Source organism: Salinivibrio sp. PR932 (assembly GCF_001996125.1).
GTDB classification, from domain to species: Bacteria; Pseudomonadota; Gammaproteobacteria; order Enterobacterales; family Vibrionaceae; genus Salinivibrio; species Salinivibrio proteolyticus.
The window spans coordinates 17,905-36,840 of sequence record NZ_MUFM01000026.1; the positions used below are offsets into that span (position 1 = coordinate 17,905).

Genomic DNA, 18,936 nt, shown 5'->3' on the forward strand with positions numbered 1-18,936 from the left:
TTGATAGACGCTATTTTACCTTTATTAGTGAAGAGGCCAACCGCRATGGATATGACCCCTGCTCAACGTCTTATTTTATCTAACCAATACCAATTGATGTGCCACCTCGATCCCTCAAACAGTGAAAAATATCGCCGTTTGCAGACCATTATCGAGCGCGGCTACGCATTACAAATGGCAGAGGTGATCAGTCAATTTGAAGCACTGTGTGAAACCCAGTGCCGCGAAGTGATTGATATTATGGAAATGCACCACGCAATGCAGGCCTCTTACAACCTATTAGATGACGCCAGCCAAGCCGCGTTGTCACCACGCCGCGTCCAATTCTGGGGCTTTGATGCCGCTACGGAAGGCGCGTTAGTGCACTACGTGCGCTTCTTGGTTGATACCGAAGGGCTATATACCCAGTTCGATCAAGGCGAGCATCGCTTTAATAGCCAGATGCCCATGCTGGAAAAATACCGCCGAATGCTCGAAATTTGGCGCCACTGCCCGCGCCAATTCCACTTAAGCCTGACCGAGATTGAGCGTATTCTCAACGCGTAATGTCTCGCCGCTGAATCTCAGCATCAAGCCGCCTTATTGGGCGGCTTTTTGATGGATTGTCCCCTTGGTTGGCTTATCTGGCTTGTCGAACCGTTAACAACGCCGTACCCTAAAGCGCATCAAAGCCAAGATTCTGACCAACCATGATTTATCGATGCCCACTGTGCCAACAAACCTTGCACACTAACGCGCGTGGTGTTCACTGCGACGCCAACCACCAATTTGATCAAGCCAAAGAAGGCTACCTGAACCTACTGCCGGTTCAATTTAAACGCTCCAAAGATCCAGGTGACAACAAAGCCATGACGCAAGCGCGTCGCGCCTTTCTTAATGCAGGGCATTATGCGCCGATGCAGCAAGCGATGATTGATGCGCTAACCCAAGCGCTGGATGGCGAACACAAAGCCATCTTGGACGTAGGCTGCGGCGAAGGCTACTACACCCACGCGATTGCCGACCAAACTGCGGACAAACACTGGTCCGTACACGGCCTTGATATCGCCAAGGTGGCGGTCCGTTATGCCGCCAAATGGTATCCACAGTGTCAGTTTTCAGTGGCCTCCTCACAGCGACTGCCCTTTCACGACAACAGCCTCGATGGCGTCGTGCGTATTTATGCGCCCTGTAATGGCGAAGAGCTCGACCGCGCGGTAAAACCGCAAGGTGTGGTGGTCACCGTCACCCCCGGCCCTCGTCATCTTTATCAACTCAAAGCGGGGATTTATCAGGATGTGCGGTTACATGAAACACCGCCAGAAACGCTGCCCAACTTTGTGCTTGAGAAGGAGCAATCCCTGCACTACACCATGACGCTCGCCGGTGAGCAAGCACTCACCTTACTGCAAATGACACCATTTGCATGGCGTGCCAGCGACGCGTGGCGTGACACCTTAGCGAACAGCGACGCCTTCGAGTGCGAAGCAGACTTTACATTGCGCGTCTATCGTCACCAAGGTACGGACAGCCACTCAGAGGAGACCCCCAAGCCATGAACCGAACGTTTGCTACAAAAGCGCGTGGTTGGCTGTTAGCCGCGAGCTTGGCTTGTCTGGCATCAACAGCCAGCGCTGCCCCAAAAGCGCTTAACACCCTATTTGATTATCAAGTCAGTACCTCCGACGGCAAAGCACTGACCTTGGCAGAGGTCGCCAAACACGTGGATGATGCGGATATCGTCTTAATCGGTGAATGGCATGGTCATCCAGGGGTACACCGCTTTCAAACAGAGCTGTTGCAAGCCTTGTCTGAGCGCCATGCTGTTGCGTTGTCCATGGAACAATTTAGCCGCGATGCCCAGCCTGTGCTCAACCGCTATCTGGCTGACGAGCTGGGCGAAGATAACTTTAAACGCGAGGCCAACGCATGGGATAACTATGATGGCAGCTACCGCCCACTGATTGAATTTGCCAAACAGCATAATATCGACGTGCTTGCCGCCAACGCTCCCAAACGCATGGTGAGCTGCATTGGGCGACAAGGGCTGAGTTATCTCGATACACTTCCTGCGGCGCAACGTGCATGGTTTGCAGACACCATCGACACCCGTGACTCAGAGTACAAATCGGTTTTTAAAGCCAATATGCACCACGGCACCCCGAGTCAAACCGAATCGCAATACGCGGCCCAATTAGCTTGGGATGCCACCATGGCCGAAAGCATGGTGCGCTATCACCAAACGCATCCAGAGACACAAATTGTCCATGTGGCTGGCCGCTTTCACATTGCCGAAGGGCTTGGCACCGCACAACAAATTCGTCAGCGCAACAACAAGCTGCGTATCGCATTAATCACTCCCGTCAGTGATGAGGCGCCGCTTGCCGATAACGCCCCAGACTTCCGCTTGAAGGTGCAACCTCTTCCTGCACGTTGGCGCTCAATGGATGAAATGCGTGAGGCCGTTAGCGCAATGAAAGGCACGTCTTCCTCGGTGTGTGAGTAACGCGTCCTCACGCTGTTGGTCAGCGCCGGCTGTACGCAAAAAGCTTTTGTGTTGTAAAACGCCTAGCTACCAAACAGTACCCATAAAAAACGCCGACCCGCAGGTCGGCGTTTTCGTATTCTCAATATCAAAAAGGGTGCGTGGCTAGAACCAACGCTCCAACGCAGCGCGGTCTACTTTAAACGCGCGACTTAACGCTTGGGCCAGCTCTTTATAGCGAGGTTGGCTTTTCAACGGTTGCATGGCATGGCCTTGGCTGGTGATCTTCTGATGCAATTCGCGATACCAGCCTGCTAACGCCGGCGGCAGTGGCGTATCACGACGCTTACCCAACCACCAAAGCCCCTGCAGCGGCAAACTCAGCGCAAACAACGCCACAATCATGGCTTGCGGCATCCCTTGGTAGTTATATGTCGCCATTTGCAACAACACGCTGATGGCAGCAACGGCAGGCATTACTTTCATCGCAAAACGCGTGGTTTTAATCACCCGGTTTTCTGGGAATACCGGGGTGAGCTCCTTACGCATCGGCCACTCTTTCATATACTTTTGGCCGTCTTGCAGGCAGCGCCAGATTGACTTGTTCGTTGCCATACCTACCTCACTTGCTTAGCGTGACCGCGATGGCTGTCACTAAACTTTTACAATAAAAACTAAACAAAATGTTCAAAAACTTTCAAAAATAGCCAGTATTACTCAAAAAATTTTTGTTATCTGTATCAAGTCCCGCTATCCTTAGCGCACTTTATCATTGTTGCTCGGATTTGATTGTCTCGCAACCTAATCCGGTTGTGCTCAATGGAGCGAATGCCTATCCAGGACGGATAAGATGCATCCTTTCCCCGCGACAAAGCATGAGATAATTCTTTTTTGAAAAGGTAGTGTCTCAGTTTGTCCACTATCCTTTTCAGTTACACACTCTACTTCTCACGACAAAATAGGTAGTCATACATGTCAAAGCTGGTTCTCGTACTCAACTGCGGAAGCTCCTCTTTGAAGTTCGCGATTGTCGATGCACAATCTGGTGAAGAGCATCTTACCGGTCTTGCCGAATGTCTTAACCTTCCAGAATCCCGCATTAAGTGGAAAATGGACGGTAAACACGAAGCCCAACTGGGCGCTGGCGCGGCCCATACCGAAGCCCTGACCTTTATTGTTGACACCATTCTCGCCTCAAAACCTGAGCTTGCCGAGAACCTGGGCGCGATTGGTCACCGTGTAGTACATGGTGGCGAGCAATTCACCCAATCAGCCTTGATTACGGATGAAGTGCTAAAAGGGATCCAAGATGCAGCAAGCTTCGCACCGCTGCACAACCCAGCACACATCGTGGGCATTGAAGCAGCGAAGAAAGCCTTCCCTGCGCTGAAAAACGTGGCTGTGTTCGATACTGCGTATCACCAAACCATGCCAGAAGAGTCTTACCTTTACGCGCTGCCATACAAGCTCTACAAAGAGCACGGTATCCGTCGCTACGGTATGCATGGTACCTCTCACTTCTTTATTGCTAACGCGGCTGCTGAGCAACTTGGCAAGCCAGTAGAAGAAGTGAACATCATCAACTGTCACCTCGGTAACGGCGCGTCTGTTTGTGCGATTAAAAACGGTAAATCCGTTGACACTTCAATGGGTATGACTCCATTAGAAGGCTTGGTGATGGGTACGCGTTCAGGTGATCTTGATCCTGCGATCATCTTCCACCTGCACGATGCACTGGGTTACAGCGTTGAGCAAATCAACACCATGCTGACCAAAGAGTCTGGCCTACAAGGCTTGACCGAAGTGACCTCTGACTGCCGCTTTGTTGAAGACAACTACGGTGAGAAAGAAGAAGCGACCCGTGCCATGAACGTATTCTGCCACCGTTTGGCGAAATATGTTGCCGGTTACACTGCCAGCCTAGACGGCCGTCTTGACGCGATCGTCTTCACCGGTGGTATCGGTGAGAACTCTGGCCCAATCCGTGAATTGGTGCTTGAGCGTCTTGGCCTTCTGGGCGTGGAAGTGGATAAAGAGCGCAACCTAAAAGCACGCTTCGGCGGCGAAGGTGTGATCACCACTGACAACAGCCGTGTACCAGCCATGGTTATCTCTACCAACGAAGAGTTGGTGATTGCGCAAGACACTGCGCGCCTGACTGGCCTGTAAGGCTCACTTTTCCAACGGCTGATTCCACTCAGCCGTTTTTGTATTTGTGCCGGCTTTCCGGCACATCCATCAGATAGTAAGAGGAAGTCAACGTGTCCCGTACTATTATGCTAATCCCAATCGGCTCGGGTGTCGGCCTGACTAGCGTCAGCCTCGGCGTAATGCGAGCGATGGAGCGTAAGGGCGTTCGCGTCTCGTTTTTTAAACCTATTGCCCAGCCACATCACGGCAGCGACACTGATGTGACTGACCTCACTACCGAAATCATTCACGCTAACAGTGACATGAAGGTAGCCGAGTCCATGTCTATGCACGAAGCGGAAAATCTGCTGCGCTCTGATCAGGAAGATGTCCTGCTGGAAGAAGTGCTGGCTCGCTTTACTCGTGCGACAAAAGACGCGGAAGTAGCATTGGTTGAAGGCTTGGTCACCACGCGTAACCACCCATTCGCTAACCAAATCAACTACGAGATCGCCAAAACGCTGGACGCGGAAATCGTGTTTGTGACCACCCCAGGCACAGACAACCCAGCCCAGCTGAAAGAGCGCATTGAATTTGCTTGCACCAACTTTGGTGGCAGCAAAAACGGCAACATCTCTGGTGTGATCATCAACAAGCTTAACGCGCCTGTTGACGATGCTGGCCGTACCCGTCCAGACCTATCCGAAATCTTCGATGATGCAGATGCTGCACGCCCAACCAACGTTGAAGTTATGCAAATCTTCAACTCTAGCCCAATTCGTGTGCTAGGTTGCGTGCCGTGGAAAATCGACCTGATTGCTACCCGTGCTAGCGATATGGCGAAACACTTGAATGCCACCATCATCAACGAAGGTGAAATTCACTCGCGCCGTATCAAGAGCATCACCTTCTGTGCGCGTTCAATTCCAAACATGGTGGAACACTTCCGCCCAGGTTCATTGCTGGTGACCTCTGCTGACCGTCCTGACGTGATTGTCGCTGCTTGCTTGGCTGCGATGAACGGCGTGGAAATTGGTGCCCTGTTGCTGACTGGTGGCTATGCTATCCCAGATCAGCTCAAAGCACTGTGTGATCGTGCTTTCGAAACTGGCCTGCCAGTATTCACCACCGCGGGCAACACATGGCAGACCTCTCTCAACCTGCAAAGCTTCAGCCTCGAAGTACCGGCTGACGACAAAGAGCGTGTTGAGTTTGTGAACGACTATGTAGCGAGCCACATTGACGGTAACTGGATTGAGTCTCTGTCTGAAGGCTCTAACCGTGAGCGTCGCCTAAGCCCACCGGCTTTCCGTTATCAGCTGACCGAATTGGCTCGCCAAGCGGCGAAGCGTATCGTACTGCCTGAAGGCGATGAGCCTCGCACCATTAAAGCAGCGGCGATTTGTGCTGAGCGTAAAATTGCTGAGTGTGTGCTGCTGGGTAACCCAGAAGAAATCAAACGTGTTGCTGAGCAGCAAGGCGTAACACTGGGCGCTGGCGTTGAAATTATCGATCCGGCCAAAGTCCGCGACAAATACGTTGCCCGATTGGTTGAACTGCGTAAGAGCAAGGGTATGACAGAGGTGATCGCGCAAGAACACCTCGAAGATACCGTGGTACTGGGTACCATGATGCTTGAAGCCAACGAAGTTCAAGGTCTGGTCTCTGGCGCGGTTCACACCACCGCCAACACCATCCGTCCACCGCTGCAAATCATCAAAACTGCACCGAACGCCTCATTGGTATCGTCAGTGTTCTTTATGCTGCTACCTGAGCAAGTGCTGGTTTACGGTGACTGTGCGATCAACCCGGATCCAAACGCGGAACAACTGGCTGAAATTGCTATTCAATCTGCAGACTCTGCTGCGGCATTCGGCATTGAACCTCGCGTGGCGATGATCTCCTACTCGACCGGTAGTTCAGGTAAAGGGGCTGACGTGGACAAAGTTCGCGAAGCCACCCGTATCGCGAAAGAGAAGCGTCCTGATCTCGTGATTGATGGCCCGCTTCAGTACGATGCAGCGATCATGGAAAATGTCGCGAAATCAAAAGCGCCTGATTCCCCAGTTGCGGGTAAAGCCACTGTGTTCGTCTTCCCAGACTTGAACACAGGTAACACCACGTACAAAGCGGTACAGCGTTCTGCTGAGCTGGTTTCAATTGGTCCAATGCTGCAAGGCATGCGTAAGCCAGTCAACGACCTGTCTCGCGGCGCCTTGGTAGACGACATTGTTTACACTGTCGCACTGACCGCTATCCAAGCGAAACAAGCAGAAGACAACGGCCAAGCGTAAGCTTCGCCTCGTCTTGATTCAAAAGCCAGCACTCGTTGCTGGCTTTTTTGCGTTTGGGTTCACAACGCGATGCCCTCACCCGATCTAGCATAAGGGTCCATCCTTGTTTTGGAGTCGATGATGGCCACTCTATTTGATCCCGTGAGCCTGCGCCGTACCCTGCACCAATACCCTGAACTGTCCAACCACGAAGTGCAAAGTGCGCGCACCCTTGCCGCCCAATTGCGCGCCTTCGGATTTACGCCTCACACCGAGATTGGTGGACATGGTATTGTGGTTGAGATTGCCGGCAAGGCAGCCGGCCCCACCACCTTACTGCGTGCCGATTTTGATGCGCTTCCCATCCATGAACGCACCCACTGTACCTATGCCTCAAACCATGAAGGCGTCATGCACGCATGCGGCCACGATGGCCACGCCACCGCTTTGTTAATGGTGGCGCGCACCCTCGCGCAACAACCGCCACAGCGAGGCAAGGTGCTTATTGTTTTTCAACCCGCCGAAGAAACCGGTGAAGGAGCGGCACGCATGTGTGCTGATCCCTGCTTAGCGACGCAAGAGATCGATCAAGTCTATGCCTTTCATAATCTGCCGGGCTTTGCTCAACATCACATCGTAGTGCGTTCAGGCACCTTTGCCTGCGCGTCAACCGGCGTCGCGATACACCTTCGTGGCAAAACCTCCCATGCCGCTTATCCAGAACGCGGTATCAGTCCAGCCAGTGCCATGACAGAGGTTATGACCGCCTTAATGCAACTGCCGGAACAACATCACCCAGCCTTTAGTCTGGTCACCCTAGTACACGCGCAGTTGGGTGAACCCGCCTTTGGCGTTTCGCCCGGTGATGCCACCGTGATGGCTACGCTACGCAGCGATGACAACGCTACTTTCCACGCGATGAAAGCCAGCCTGACTGCCTCGATTAACGCAATCGCGCAGCACGCGGGGCTAGAGGTATCCATTGCATGGCACGAGCCTTTTGTCGCCGCCTACAACCATCCGGATCATCACGCCCATGTGGTTGACGCCGCTCAAACTATTGGGTTGTCAGTTCAAACACTTACCGAGCCGATGCGATGGTCAGAAGATGTGGCCGAATTTCTCGCCCGTTGGCCCGGCGCGTTGTTTGGGATTGGCAGCGGAGAGCATCATCCACAGCTGCACAACCCTGACTATGACTTTCCGGATGCGATTTTATCGACGGCACATGACCTATTCTGCGCCTTGGTGACACGGCATCATGGCATGGCGCCGCCTCCGGCGACAGAATGAACACTGGTAAAATAAAAACAGGCCTGTTACGGAATCCGCAAAGGCCTGTTCATCCTGCTCAACGCCAAGTCAGCGCTAACGCATCACCCTTAGAACGACCACTGGGTGCCGATGGTAATGGTTCGGCCCGGGTCCGGCATGCTCACCACCGAGCCAGGTTGAATGGTGTAACGGTCCGTTAGATTATTGACCGTAATAAAGACACTGGCATCCGGCGTGATGTCGTAGTGGCTATAAATATCCACCAAGTATTCTGATGGGATTGCCACCACAGGGCTTGCGGCGCCGGTGCCTGTTAGCCAATCGGCAGGGTTCGACTTGCCACTGTGGTAACGCACTGTCGTGCCAATATCGAGCCGATCATCCAACCATTTATGGCCAATGTTCAGGTGCCATTTGCGCTCAGGTGGAATGCGAGTCGGTGTGGTGCCCCACGCAAAGCCTAAGCCATTACAGCGGTCCATGCCTGAACGTTCAGCCTGATCTTGCGAGCACACCTGCACCCTATCGTAAAACGTAGCAGAGAAGTGGCTATAAAAGCCTTGGTACGCGTAATGTGCCTGCAGCTCAATGCCAGACAGCGACAGCTCATCATAATTGGTAAAAGTAAAATTACTGCGCCAAGACGGCATCCCCGGCGTGCGATCGAGCACACCACCCGAAATAAAATCACTGACATGGTTATTAAAGTAAGACACCGTCATGGCAGCACGGCGTGTTTGCGCAAGCCCCAGTTCCTGCAACCAAGTTCGGCCATCTAAGCTAACACCGTACTCTTGGTTAAACGACACTTCAGGATCCAGCGGGTTATACGGGTTGTAGCTAAATACCTCGTTAGAAATGGTGACTTCATACAAGCTCGGTAACCGCGCCGTGCGAGAGAGTTTGGCAAACACAGACGCCGAGGCGTTGATGTCATAATGCAGCTCACCCAATAAGTCCCATTCACCGCGATAGTGCAAGGATTGCTGGGTTTGCTTATCCAGCGATTGCGCCTCATGCCAGTTCACCCCAAGCTTTGCGGTCACCGGCGCGAGATCGATTTCACTATTGGCAAACGCACTCCACTCAGAGCGTTTACCGTGGCGAGAGGTCGGCTCGCTGGTATAAAACTTGTCGGTGTCACCACGCGGTTCAAGGGTTTCTTTGGTGTAAGACACACCATAATCCACACTCACCGGCACACTCGACCATTCACTGCGGTTGACGATACTCGCGCCATGACGGTCGTTTTGATACTCGTGCAGATATTGCTCTGCATTACTGCCTTTCGCCCAGAGCCCGTTGTATTGGTTCAATTTGGCGGACGTGTGCCACGCATTCGCATGCAGATTCAGCCAGCTTTGCGATGGCGAGGTGTAGCGATAATTCGCGCTATAAGCATCCACATCCGCCGTCCCCAATCCCCATTGGGGCATAACGGTGCCTTCTTCCCGCTCATCGGTATACCAGTAGGCCATCAGCACCTCGCCAGCCTTTTGGTAGTGGTGCCGATAGCTGATATCTGCCTGATGACCATTGCCGAATTCTTTGTCCAATTTGGCGAGCCAAGAATCACTCTCAAAGCTGGTATTACCCACCTCTTGGCCCGCACCAATCACAGGCTCTTCGTAGCGTTCAATGCCCTTTTTACCGGCAAAGTGGTTGCCCTTTTTGCGATGGCTAAATGCCAACACACCACCAAGCCCATCACTCTGATACCCTAGCCCTACCATTGCAGACCCGTTATCAAACCCTTGATGATCACTGCGGTCGGCCAAGCGATAACGCAGTTGTTCCGTAGCATCGTTACTCACTCGCGGCGAACGAGCGTTATTGTGGGCACGTAGCTTCACCACCGCACCAAAGCCCTCGCCATCACGAACAATGTCTGTCGCATTGAGTGTGGTAGCGGTAATGGTGCCGCCAATCGCGCCGCTGGCATAAGGCGACCGCCCAATTGTGGCGCCTTTGTCTACCGACAGCGAAGACAATAAATCGGTATCAATATAGGTACGATCACTCACTCCCTGATAACCACGCGAGGTATGTGTCGACTGCAAACTGCCATCAATCAGCATCGCAACCCGCCCATGCCCTTGCAAACCACGAATACCGGGGTCAATCGCACCGGCTTCGTTATGGATGTTATTGAGCTGAATACTGGTGTTGCCCGAAAAGACATCCGCGTTACTGATCCCGCGAACCTTATCCAAATCCTCACGCATCATCAGCGCATCGGAAAAGCGATCGGCATTGACCACCACGGTATCGATAGGCGCATCGTTTTCAGAGGCATCCTCTGCCGGTGCGGCAAGTGCGAGAGAAGGAAAAGCAAAAAAGGTAAGAATAAAAGAGGCGATTGGCTTTAACTGCATTGAACATTCCCCGTCAATAAAAAGCGACGGAGATGATAATGCAAATGGTTATCATTTTATAGCGTTATTTGTGATCAAAAAAGCCCTCGCTCAACGAGGGCTCTTCACAACACCTTGTATTCAATTACTCTTGAATTAACGGGAGGTTGTCCATGATATCTAGCATCACCTGCTTGTTATCACTAGAAAGGCTGTAGTTTGGCAACGACGTTCCACCGTTATCTTGAGACCACGAAATCCCCACTAAAACATCGCCTATTTTGCGGTTAATGTATCGATGACGTTTTTTCTGATCCTCACTCGATTCTTGTTGAATAAGCAACTCATTGCCGAATTCATCTTGAATAACACGCCATTGACCACCGGTAAAAAAGTCATCTTTTGACTGTGTTTTATAGTCGATGGATTGAGATTCGTAGTAACCATTGCTTTTGAAGCGATTCATTAATATCGAGTATTGCAAAATCGGATCTTCCCCATCGAAACTTTGGGTGACACCGGTTTGCTCAACCATCAATTGATATTCTTCAACACCAGGGTAAACAAATGAGTCAACCTGAGCTGATTGATAAAAAGGAGTATCTGACGAGTCTAGCCAGAACAACTCATCATTAAACGCTTTCATAATCAATTGCTCTTGACCCTCAGCGTCTACATGGTGATAGAGACGCTCCATCACTACCGATTCACCTGCCCCATCTAAGGTCAATTGTAATTTCCCTTCGTTCAATGTCACACTACCGCAACGTTTATGTTCATACTCAACATAGCCTATTACATGATCAAGAGAGACCAACATCTGTTGAACAGATTGTGGATTCGTTAATGACCAATCGGTCTTACGACTAATGTTTGTCTTGTAGGCGTCGGGCTCCTCGTCGTTGCCGCCCCAGCAAAACTGATAATCTCCACCATTTTGTAGGAACATGGCATAACCAATTTCACCATCGGAATCTGCCAAACTACCCATCTTCCAAACGCGATTATCGTTAAATAACGCTTGGGTAAAGCCGTTTTCTGGTTCAGTCACTGGTGGCTGATAGCCCTCTTTAACGTCAGGAAGGGAGAACACGGTTGACGTCATCGCCCCTTTATTATCTTTCGCAGAGATAACGAGTTTTGTCCCCGACTGACGCGCATGTTTCGGGACACCCGTAATACGTACGAGACCTTGTTTATCCACGGAGGCAACGAGACCCTCGAGATTAAACTGATCGACGTGATAAGACTGGATCGCTCCATCGGCGTCCTTGAACAGAGCTGCAACACTGAACGATTGCTCAAAAACGTCACCTTGCTGGATATACCAATTATCAAGGATATCCTGCAATTCGGTTTTTTCTTGAGTATCCACAACTGGCGCTTTGTTTGATGTGCCAACTGTGAACTGAAGTGTCACTGCTTGTTTACCAACTTTTTTATTATCACTGTTAAAATCGTCGGCCAAAAGGGTTAGAACAACAGGGCCTGCTTTTAACGCCTCACCATTACTCGAAAGCTTAAGTGTATTCTCGCGATAAGAGATCTGAATCCCCATATCTGGCGACAATGAGTCTACCGACCACGCTACTGGTGCTGTAGTATCTTTATCACTGAATAGCTCCGCAATATCTAAATCAATGACTGGAAAACTGTCGGTATCCATTAATGATTTCGTTTTGTCACTCAGCTTTGCCTGTAGTTTAGCTAAGGCATCGGCGTTTACTTTTACTGTGTGGTTTTCAGTGACCGTAAAGCTGTCATTGTTATTATCGCGCGTAATTACTGGCTTATACGTCGCATCTTCCAACTGCTCATCAGTCAAGGTATCAACATGTTGGACCGCCCGATCAGCGATCTTTAAAGCCATTTCATCATACTCAGCTTTACTGTCAGCCTTTGAAACTGTCAGTACCTGAGCAACTTTATGCAATTTTTTATTTTTGCCCACATAGTCATCGAAGATTTCTGCTGAGTCTTCAATACCTAATGCCGTTTGCACCGCGTCGATTGCGACGTCTTCACTTTCACCTTGGCGCACTCTACTTGCGACCAAATCAGACAATGGTGAAATAACAACATTTTTGTTCTTAAGAGTAGAACTCGGCGCCATTAATGCGACTTCTTTATTGAGCTTTTGTCCTTTCAAATCTTGGTCAATCGTCGCTTGAGGATCCAAGCCTAACTCTTCGAGCCAACTCAGTTTAGGACTGCCTTCAGCGATAATCTGTATCCCGATAGGTCCTTTTTCTTTAATCTTTTCACGTGCAACCTGAGCCTTACCATCACTATTCGTTTGTGCGATAACAGGCTCGGATTTATTCCAGTTACCGTCGTTATTTTGGTCGATAAAAACGACAGCATTACTCAAATAACCATCGATTGCCGTAATGGTTACCATATCTTTCGATGGAGTTGATTGCTCAGAAGAGCCAGAGCCATTACAACCGGTCAATGCAATCGCAACGGATGCCGCAAGAAGTGTTTTTTTATTCATCTTTGTCCCTGAAATAAACTGCAAAAACTACGCGCACGATCAAGCGAACTGCGCATTTTCGTTCATTTTGTTGCTAACACCTTGCTAGCACAAGGGACGTAAAGCTATACAAAAACCGTAATTTTTTTTAGTCTTTTTTATCTCAAAGCCACTTTTCGAATAAAAATCAGGCCAAAATAGATAAAATCTGTCTATATATCATACTACTCCTGTGGTTCAGCATAGAGAAGATTGATCTTAAACGTTTCTAAGCGATCTTTATATTCAGGCTTAGGGTGTAACAAGTAAGAGTAGATACGCCCATGAATCGGTATATCACTCGGATCAAAAGAAAAGTCTAGGTAGAGCGCCACTCTCGTCGGCGTTTGCTGGTACGTACCACACTGAGGAGGATAATTTCCCATGGGATCACCACTTGTGCTGATGAGCGTGTTGTATTGTGATGGACCAATCAACACTGAGTAGCCATACCAGCGTTCAATGTCAGCGCACGTCATACTATGAATAGGATGGGTAATATTTAAATCGGAGTCTGCAGGCTGATAATAACTTGGATCATCAATACGGACGTTGTAGATGTAATTCATCATGCCCACCAAGTAATAGTTACCCTCAGGATCCATTAACAAGTGGTCAAAATAACGGCCTTCATAGATATGCCGTCCGGTATGCATATTCAACCGTGCTTCTGCCGCCCGTTTGTTATCAAAAAACGTATCGGTTTGGTATTGCCCACCACGTCGTTGCGTAACCAAGTAGTGATGTGCACTTGGCCCATAATAAGCATCATAATCAAAGCGCAGTAACCAAGTGATCTCGCCAGCTTCACGCGATAACTGGATTAAAACAGCATCACCTTCAACTCTGTAAGCTCCCCGCTGCGCGATATTTGATATATCTGGACATTTTAAACGATCTCGGCCGATGGCATACCAAACCGCATCATCACGAAGTAAGAAAACCTCGCATTGCAAGATATCATAAGCGACACCATTTTCATCGCGAATCCGTGTAGTTGTTAAACGATACAAGGGTTGGTCAACAAGCACCTCTGCCTTATCAGGTTTGTCCTCAATCCCCGGCAAAGGAAAACGAGCAACGGCCCAACTCTCTTCACCGCTGCCATGGTGATTATCTCGCGCCCTGATTACTAAAGTTAAGCGCTCCAGATGATCATTCGGCGTGCCGCTCACTACAACCTGGCTTGATGATAACCGGACAGAAATAGACTGTGTTTTTGCTCCCTCAATGCCGACTTGATAACTTAAGAAATCATCTTCAGCATCAATAAATAAATTTTGGAACGAAACCCGATGATACATGGCAACGTCTTGTTCCAAGCGCCACGTTGCAACCTCCGCAGATATTTGAGAAAAAACATGAGGATCGATGGTTGGTTTGCTGTTACTAGGCTTCTGATAACCAACCACTTCTCGTGACGACGCTTGTGTCGTCAACAATGCCACTTCATCCTCAACACTGTCACCGGGAGATATTTTTGGCTTTTTGACTGGAGCGATAGAAGCTTGGAAAATTGTTTCTTCTGACGTTTCTTCTACTTGTATATCCTGCTCAGTCACTAATAAAGGAGCTGGTGAGAAAAAAGGGAGTGACGCTTTATTTTTTCCTTTTAGCGTTTCAACTGTCTCAGATTGAGTCTTTGTTGCTTCTTCCTCGGCACCTTCACTTTCTGGTCTTAAGATAAAGAAGGACACACATAAAATACACGTTATAACAAATAGCTTCCGCTTCATTGAGCACGCATCCTCGATGCAAACCATCCTTTCGAGAATTTAAGATCCTTTTCGATCAAGCTTTTGCTACAACTCAACGTCTGGCTAATTTCATCCACTTTCATTCCAACCAGATACTTCATTTTTAAAACATCAGCTTGCCTAGGATAGCGATGCCCAAACTTCTCGAGCTCCATATCAAAAACTAGCATTCTATCTAATCCACTCAACTGATTTTTATCTACGAAAATTCTGGTCGATTTTCTCTTACTAGCATGTAATTTTCTTGCTTGTTCAATCAATACCTGACGGATAATTTTTGCAGCCATGAGATAGAATGACTTTCGATTATTCACATCTGTTAAATCCACTTGCGTCATTTTGATATAAGCTTCATTAACAAGCATAGTATCACTGTGAATAGCATCACTAATAATCGTGTTGTCAGCACCAAAGTTATCACTACTTCTTTTGCTTTCACGTGCCGCCAGTTGCTTTAACCTAGCATAAGCCAGATGGTAAAGTTCTGATTCAGATTGTCGATCACCTTGCTTCCATTGTAAAAGAAGCTGTGTGAAGTCAGCGTTTTTATTCATCATATTTTGTATACATACTTGTCTTAATAGTTTTTAAACTGGGCAAACCATGCTTATCTAATATTTTTATTTGATTGTATTGATAGATAGTCCCGCCTAACCAACTTTCATTAACTGGCAAGTACTCCCAACTGGTGTATTGATCGCCCTTATCTATATCAAACCAACTCACAGTAACATTGAGTGCAGACAAAGCAGTCTTGCCCGTTTCATTTAGCCACCAGGCATCTCGATACAAAAACTTATCCATTAACTGATAGCTTGATTCTGTGATCGGACAATGATCTGTTTCTTTAGGCCCTTCTAGGAGACGATCACCTTTCATCAATACGCACTGAGATGAAGTTTTGCTGCCATTAAATGTTTTCTTTATCCATACTCCGGAGTAATCAATAAAACTCTCTTTACGCTTCGGATAAATAAAAGTCACACCTTCAGCAACATTGTTGTGTTCAATATGTTTTTTTTTGCCTAGCCCCTGAGATTTCTCCATTAAAAGATGCGTTTTCTCATCATAATTTATGGCAATAGAACGATATTTCCAATCGCTACCATCTTGTCGATCGTCAATGTAAAAGCCATTTAATTGATATTGTCGACAGCCCTGTCTAGCACAACTTACTAGACCTCGTCCACCACCAAATTCACTGAGTGGGCTGACCACTACCTTCTGGTCGTTACTAGGATCAAGCTGGCACCCTTTGAACCTATCGCCTATTGAAGGATATTCAATGATCGTGTCATCTGTTATCTCAAAAACCGTTTTGCCTATCGGCGCGTGGTAATAAGGATTCCTTAGTTGGTCAAGATTAATGGCGCAGATATTTCCTTTATAGTCTCTTTTCTTGACGGTTTCATAGATGAACACTGTATCTTTCCCATCAAGAACTTTATGCTCTGAAGCAAATCTATCCTTAATATACTCGTGGCTTTTTTTAAGGTGACGTGCAGCTTCTTCGATGGATACAAATGCAAGTTGAAACTCATCCAGATGACTATCTAAGTAGCTTAAGTCAAGATTGTTTAGTGTGTTTATTAGCCCAGTATTGTTCCTCACACTGTCATCAATCGTGATGTTATTACGGTTATTTGGTGTACTATCCAGTGACATCAGTAAGCGAGTAAGATTAATACTTTTACTTGGCTGAGTGGAAATATTATTAGGAGTCACAATTTCTTGACCTGAAATTGCACTAATTAAAGCTCCGCGGTTATCTTGACCTAAATAAAATTTAACAGCGTCACCCTCGTCATATTCAAATCGACCTTTATCCGTAAAGCCTTGATGCCCCGAGGATGTTTCGTAATATAAACCTGTAACAGGAGCATCAATAAAGTAGCCACTTAATTGCGGCTCACTTTGCGCAGGCAGTATCACACTCATGTAGAATAATAAAAGCAGTGTAATTTTATTTTTCATTTTTTGAAGTACTCGGATGAGGGACCATCATAGCGACAATTAATTTTTGTTTAACATCATCAGAGACATGGGGATTTGCAAGAATTTGACGACGAGAAAGATCTAACATCACCTCAAAACTAATCGGGTGGTCGTACGTTTCTTTACCATGAAACATCAACTGTGTCAGATGCATAACCAGCTCTTCAGATGCCTGTTTTTCAGAATAAAGCTGCTGATTTTTTTTCACTAACACTAGGCTAAACACAAACGCAGACACGACCAACACGATCGATAAAAATAGAGGGATAGGCCGTCGTCGTACTAAACAGCGTAATCGATAGAGCCAATTATCTTGCTTAACAGAAATCGGCTTTTTATTCATCACATGAATAACGTCATTACGAAGCTGGTTGACAGTCACGTAGCGATTATCTGCCTCTTCTTCTGTCGCTTTAGTAATTACCAATGCCAACTCTTGATTGGGCTTTTTACCGTCCGCAGTCAGTAGAAATGCTAACAATTTGCCTAATGCGTATACGTCTGTTTGTTGGGTAAGGTATTCGCCACGTTTTTGTTCAGGGCTTGCATAACTCTCACTGTAGGCCAACACACCATCATCACTATCAGGGCTTGGATAGCATTCAAGTTTTTGTGTGAGGTTAAAGTCGATAATTTTGGCCTGTCCGTCTCTATCAATCAGGATATTATCCGGCTTAATATCACCATGAATCATTTGGTGGCGATGCGCATGCTCAATCGCTGAGCAAATCGACACAAACAAGGATAGTCGTGCCTTGTGCGACGTTGGCTGCGTTGCTATCTGCTTTCCAAGCGTGCATCCATCCACATACTCCATGACAATATAAACACACCCGTCACTGATCCCGCCATCAAACACCTTTGCGATACAGGGGTGACTTAAACGCGCTAACATCTGTGCTTCTTTGAACAGAGAATTTCTACCGATAATAGGGTACAAAGAGGGGTGGATACACTTTATGGCAAGTTCTTGTTCAAACGTACTATCATCGCGATAAGCGCGATACACAACCCCCATTCCACCGCGGCCAATCTCCTCACCGAGACGATATTTATCCAATGTAGTATTCGGTTCAAACAGCTGTGATGCGATGAAAGATTGAGCCCCATCTGACCAAATTTGGCTCAGCAATGGCTGTGTATCGCAATGATAGAATGGCAAGAGTTGTGCGTATTGAGAGGGAGACGTGACTTTCAACCGACTTAACCATACTTCCTGTTCTTCCTCGGACAAATCGAGAAAATCATAAACAAGCTGCGTCTCAGCCCCACCAAATTGCACAATAATCGACCAAGCCTATGAATTTAAGTGGTTATTCTAATTATTTGCAGAATTATTAAAAGTTAATTCACCCCAACGCCAACCAAAATCCGACCCCGATCATCAGGGTGCCGGCGATTCGGTTCAGCAATTGCACATTGCCCTTTTGCTGCAAAAACTGACGCAAGGTACGCCCACCGCTGGCATATAGCATTAAACAACTAAATTCCGTGCAAAGGATGATCAACACCAGCACGCTCAACTGGCTGGGGAGTGACATTGCAGGGTTAATAAACGGCGGCAACAGCGAGATCATAAACGCCCAACCTTTTGGGTTGGCAATGGCGGTAACAAAGCCTTGCGCGGCCAACGACAATGCCGAGGCTTCATTGGGGGTATCGTCATCATCATTTGGGATCGCCATCTTGCCGCGAGAGCGCCACATTTGTACGCCTAAATACGCCAAGTACACACCACCGACATATTTAAACACCTGAAACACCGCGGGATAGTTCAGCATCACCGTCGCCACACCAATGACAGAGGCGATCGCAACCAGCCCCACGCCGATAAGCTCGCCCCACATCATATGTAAGCTACGCTTAACGCCAATTGTCATGCCAAGGGTCATCGATAATGTCATGCACATGCCGGGCGTGACCGACACGAAAAAAAAGGTAGGGATGAACAGCGTCAGCATGGTGGTATCAATTAAAAGCGGAGACATAAAAACAACAGTCTTAACAGTTAGGTACAGGAGCTGTCAGTTAACGCGCTTTGCCTGCAGAGATCAAGCCCTTCGCTCACTTTATAACCGGACGGTTAGACTTATTGCCATTTGGACGTCTAGAAGTAAAAATATCCATTGACTTGTTTTTAACGAACCCATAGCATCAATAACCAGAGAGACCC

At 48.2% G+C, this 18,936-nt stretch carries 14 protein-coding genes; 6 read left to right on the forward strand and 8 right to left on the reverse strand.

Annotated features, from left to right (window positions below):
- The first annotated feature begins 45 nt into the window (after nucleotides 1–45).
- From BZG84_RS12135 to BZG84_RS12145, 3 genes are all read left to right on the forward strand, one after another.
- Entirely contained in the window at nucleotides 46–546 is a 501-nt protein-coding gene (locus tag BZG84_RS12135) for a YfbU family protein (RefSeq protein WP_069589346.1), read from the forward strand.
- 143 nt (nucleotides 547–689) lie between these two features.
- Nucleotides 690–1,538, forward strand: a complete 849-nt coding sequence (gene rlmA, locus BZG84_RS12140; protein WP_077479043.1) for a 23S rRNA (guanine(745)-N(1))-methyltransferase — start codon at nucleotides 690–692, stop codon at nucleotides 1,536–1,538.
- Nucleotides 1,535–2,485, forward strand: coding sequence for a ChaN family lipoprotein (locus BZG84_RS12145; RefSeq protein ID WP_077479044.1), 951 nt, complete (start codon nucleotides 1,535–1,537; stop codon nucleotides 2,483–2,485). The genes rlmA and BZG84_RS12145 overlap by 4 nt, the downstream gene beginning before the upstream one ends.
- A gap of 144 nt (nucleotides 2,486–2,629) precedes the next feature.
- Here the strand turns inward: BZG84_RS12145 and yfbV are convergent, their stop codons facing one another.
- Nucleotides 2,630–3,079, reverse strand: a complete 450-nt coding sequence (gene yfbV, locus BZG84_RS12150) for a terminus macrodomain insulation protein YfbV (protein WP_069589343.1) — start codon at nucleotides 3,077–3,079, stop codon at nucleotides 2,630–2,632.
- Between the two features lie 357 nt (nucleotides 3,080–3,436).
- On the opposite strand from yfbV, the gene BZG84_RS12155 reads away from it, so the two are divergent.
- From BZG84_RS12155 to BZG84_RS12165, 3 genes are all read left to right on the forward strand, one after another.
- Nucleotides 3,437–4,633, forward strand: a complete 1,197-nt coding sequence (locus tag BZG84_RS12155; protein ID WP_077678260.1) for an acetate kinase — start codon at nucleotides 3,437–3,439, stop codon at nucleotides 4,631–4,633.
- A 107-nt stretch (nucleotides 4,634–4,740) separates the two neighbouring features.
- Nucleotides 4,741–6,888 carry a phosphate acetyltransferase gene (gene pta / locus BZG84_RS12160; protein ID WP_077479046.1) on the forward strand — a complete coding sequence of 716 codons (2,148 nt, stop codon included), beginning with the start codon at nucleotides 4,741–4,743 and terminating at the stop codon, nucleotides 6,886–6,888.
- Between the two features lie 117 nt (nucleotides 6,889–7,005).
- Nucleotides 7,006–8,160, forward strand: a complete 1,155-nt coding sequence (locus BZG84_RS12165; RefSeq protein ID WP_077678261.1) for an amidohydrolase — start codon at nucleotides 7,006–7,008, stop codon at nucleotides 8,158–8,160.
- Between the two features lie 89 nt (nucleotides 8,161–8,249).
- Here BZG84_RS12165 and BZG84_RS12170 read toward each other — a convergent pair whose 3' ends face one another.
- The 7 genes from BZG84_RS12170 to BZG84_RS12200 form a co-directional block, all read right to left on the reverse strand.
- Nucleotides 8,250–10,517 (reverse strand): TonB-dependent receptor plug domain-containing protein, encoded by a 2,268-nt coding sequence (locus BZG84_RS12170; protein WP_077479048.1) that lies wholly within the window; start codon nucleotides 10,515–10,517, stop codon nucleotides 8,250–8,252.
- Nucleotides 10,518–10,641: 124 nt separating this feature from the next.
- Entirely contained in the window at nucleotides 10,642–12,993 is a 2,352-nt protein-coding gene (locus BZG84_RS12175) for a hypothetical protein (protein ID WP_077479049.1), read from the reverse strand.
- Between the two features lie 203 nt (nucleotides 12,994–13,196).
- Nucleotides 13,197–14,747 carry a hypothetical protein gene (locus BZG84_RS12180; RefSeq protein WP_077479050.1) on the reverse strand — a complete coding sequence of 517 codons (1,551 nt, stop codon included), beginning with the start codon at nucleotides 14,745–14,747 and terminating at the stop codon, nucleotides 13,197–13,199.
- A complete protein-coding gene (locus BZG84_RS12185) occupies nucleotides 14,744–15,325 on the reverse strand; it encodes an ECF-type sigma factor (protein ID WP_241825789.1) in 582 nt (193 codons plus the stop codon). Before BZG84_RS12185 ends, BZG84_RS12180 begins: the two co-directional genes overlap by 4 nt.
- Nucleotides 15,315–16,742 (reverse strand): hypothetical protein, encoded by a 1,428-nt coding sequence (locus BZG84_RS12190; protein WP_077479666.1) that lies wholly within the window; start codon nucleotides 16,740–16,742, stop codon nucleotides 15,315–15,317. Before BZG84_RS12190 ends, BZG84_RS12185 begins: the two co-directional genes overlap by 11 nt.
- Nucleotides 16,732–18,045 carry a serine/threonine protein kinase gene (locus BZG84_RS12195; protein ID WP_077479667.1) on the reverse strand — a complete coding sequence of 438 codons (1,314 nt, stop codon included), beginning with the start codon at nucleotides 18,043–18,045 and terminating at the stop codon, nucleotides 16,732–16,734. The genes BZG84_RS12190 and BZG84_RS12195 overlap by 11 nt, the downstream gene beginning before the upstream one ends.
- 67 nt (nucleotides 18,046–18,112) lie before the next feature.
- On the reverse strand, nucleotides 18,113–18,736 hold the full coding sequence (locus BZG84_RS12200; RefSeq protein ID WP_198536735.1) for a LysE family translocator: 624 nt from the start codon (nucleotides 18,734–18,736) through the stop codon (nucleotides 18,113–18,115).
- Nucleotides 18,737–18,936: the final 200 nt, after the last annotated feature.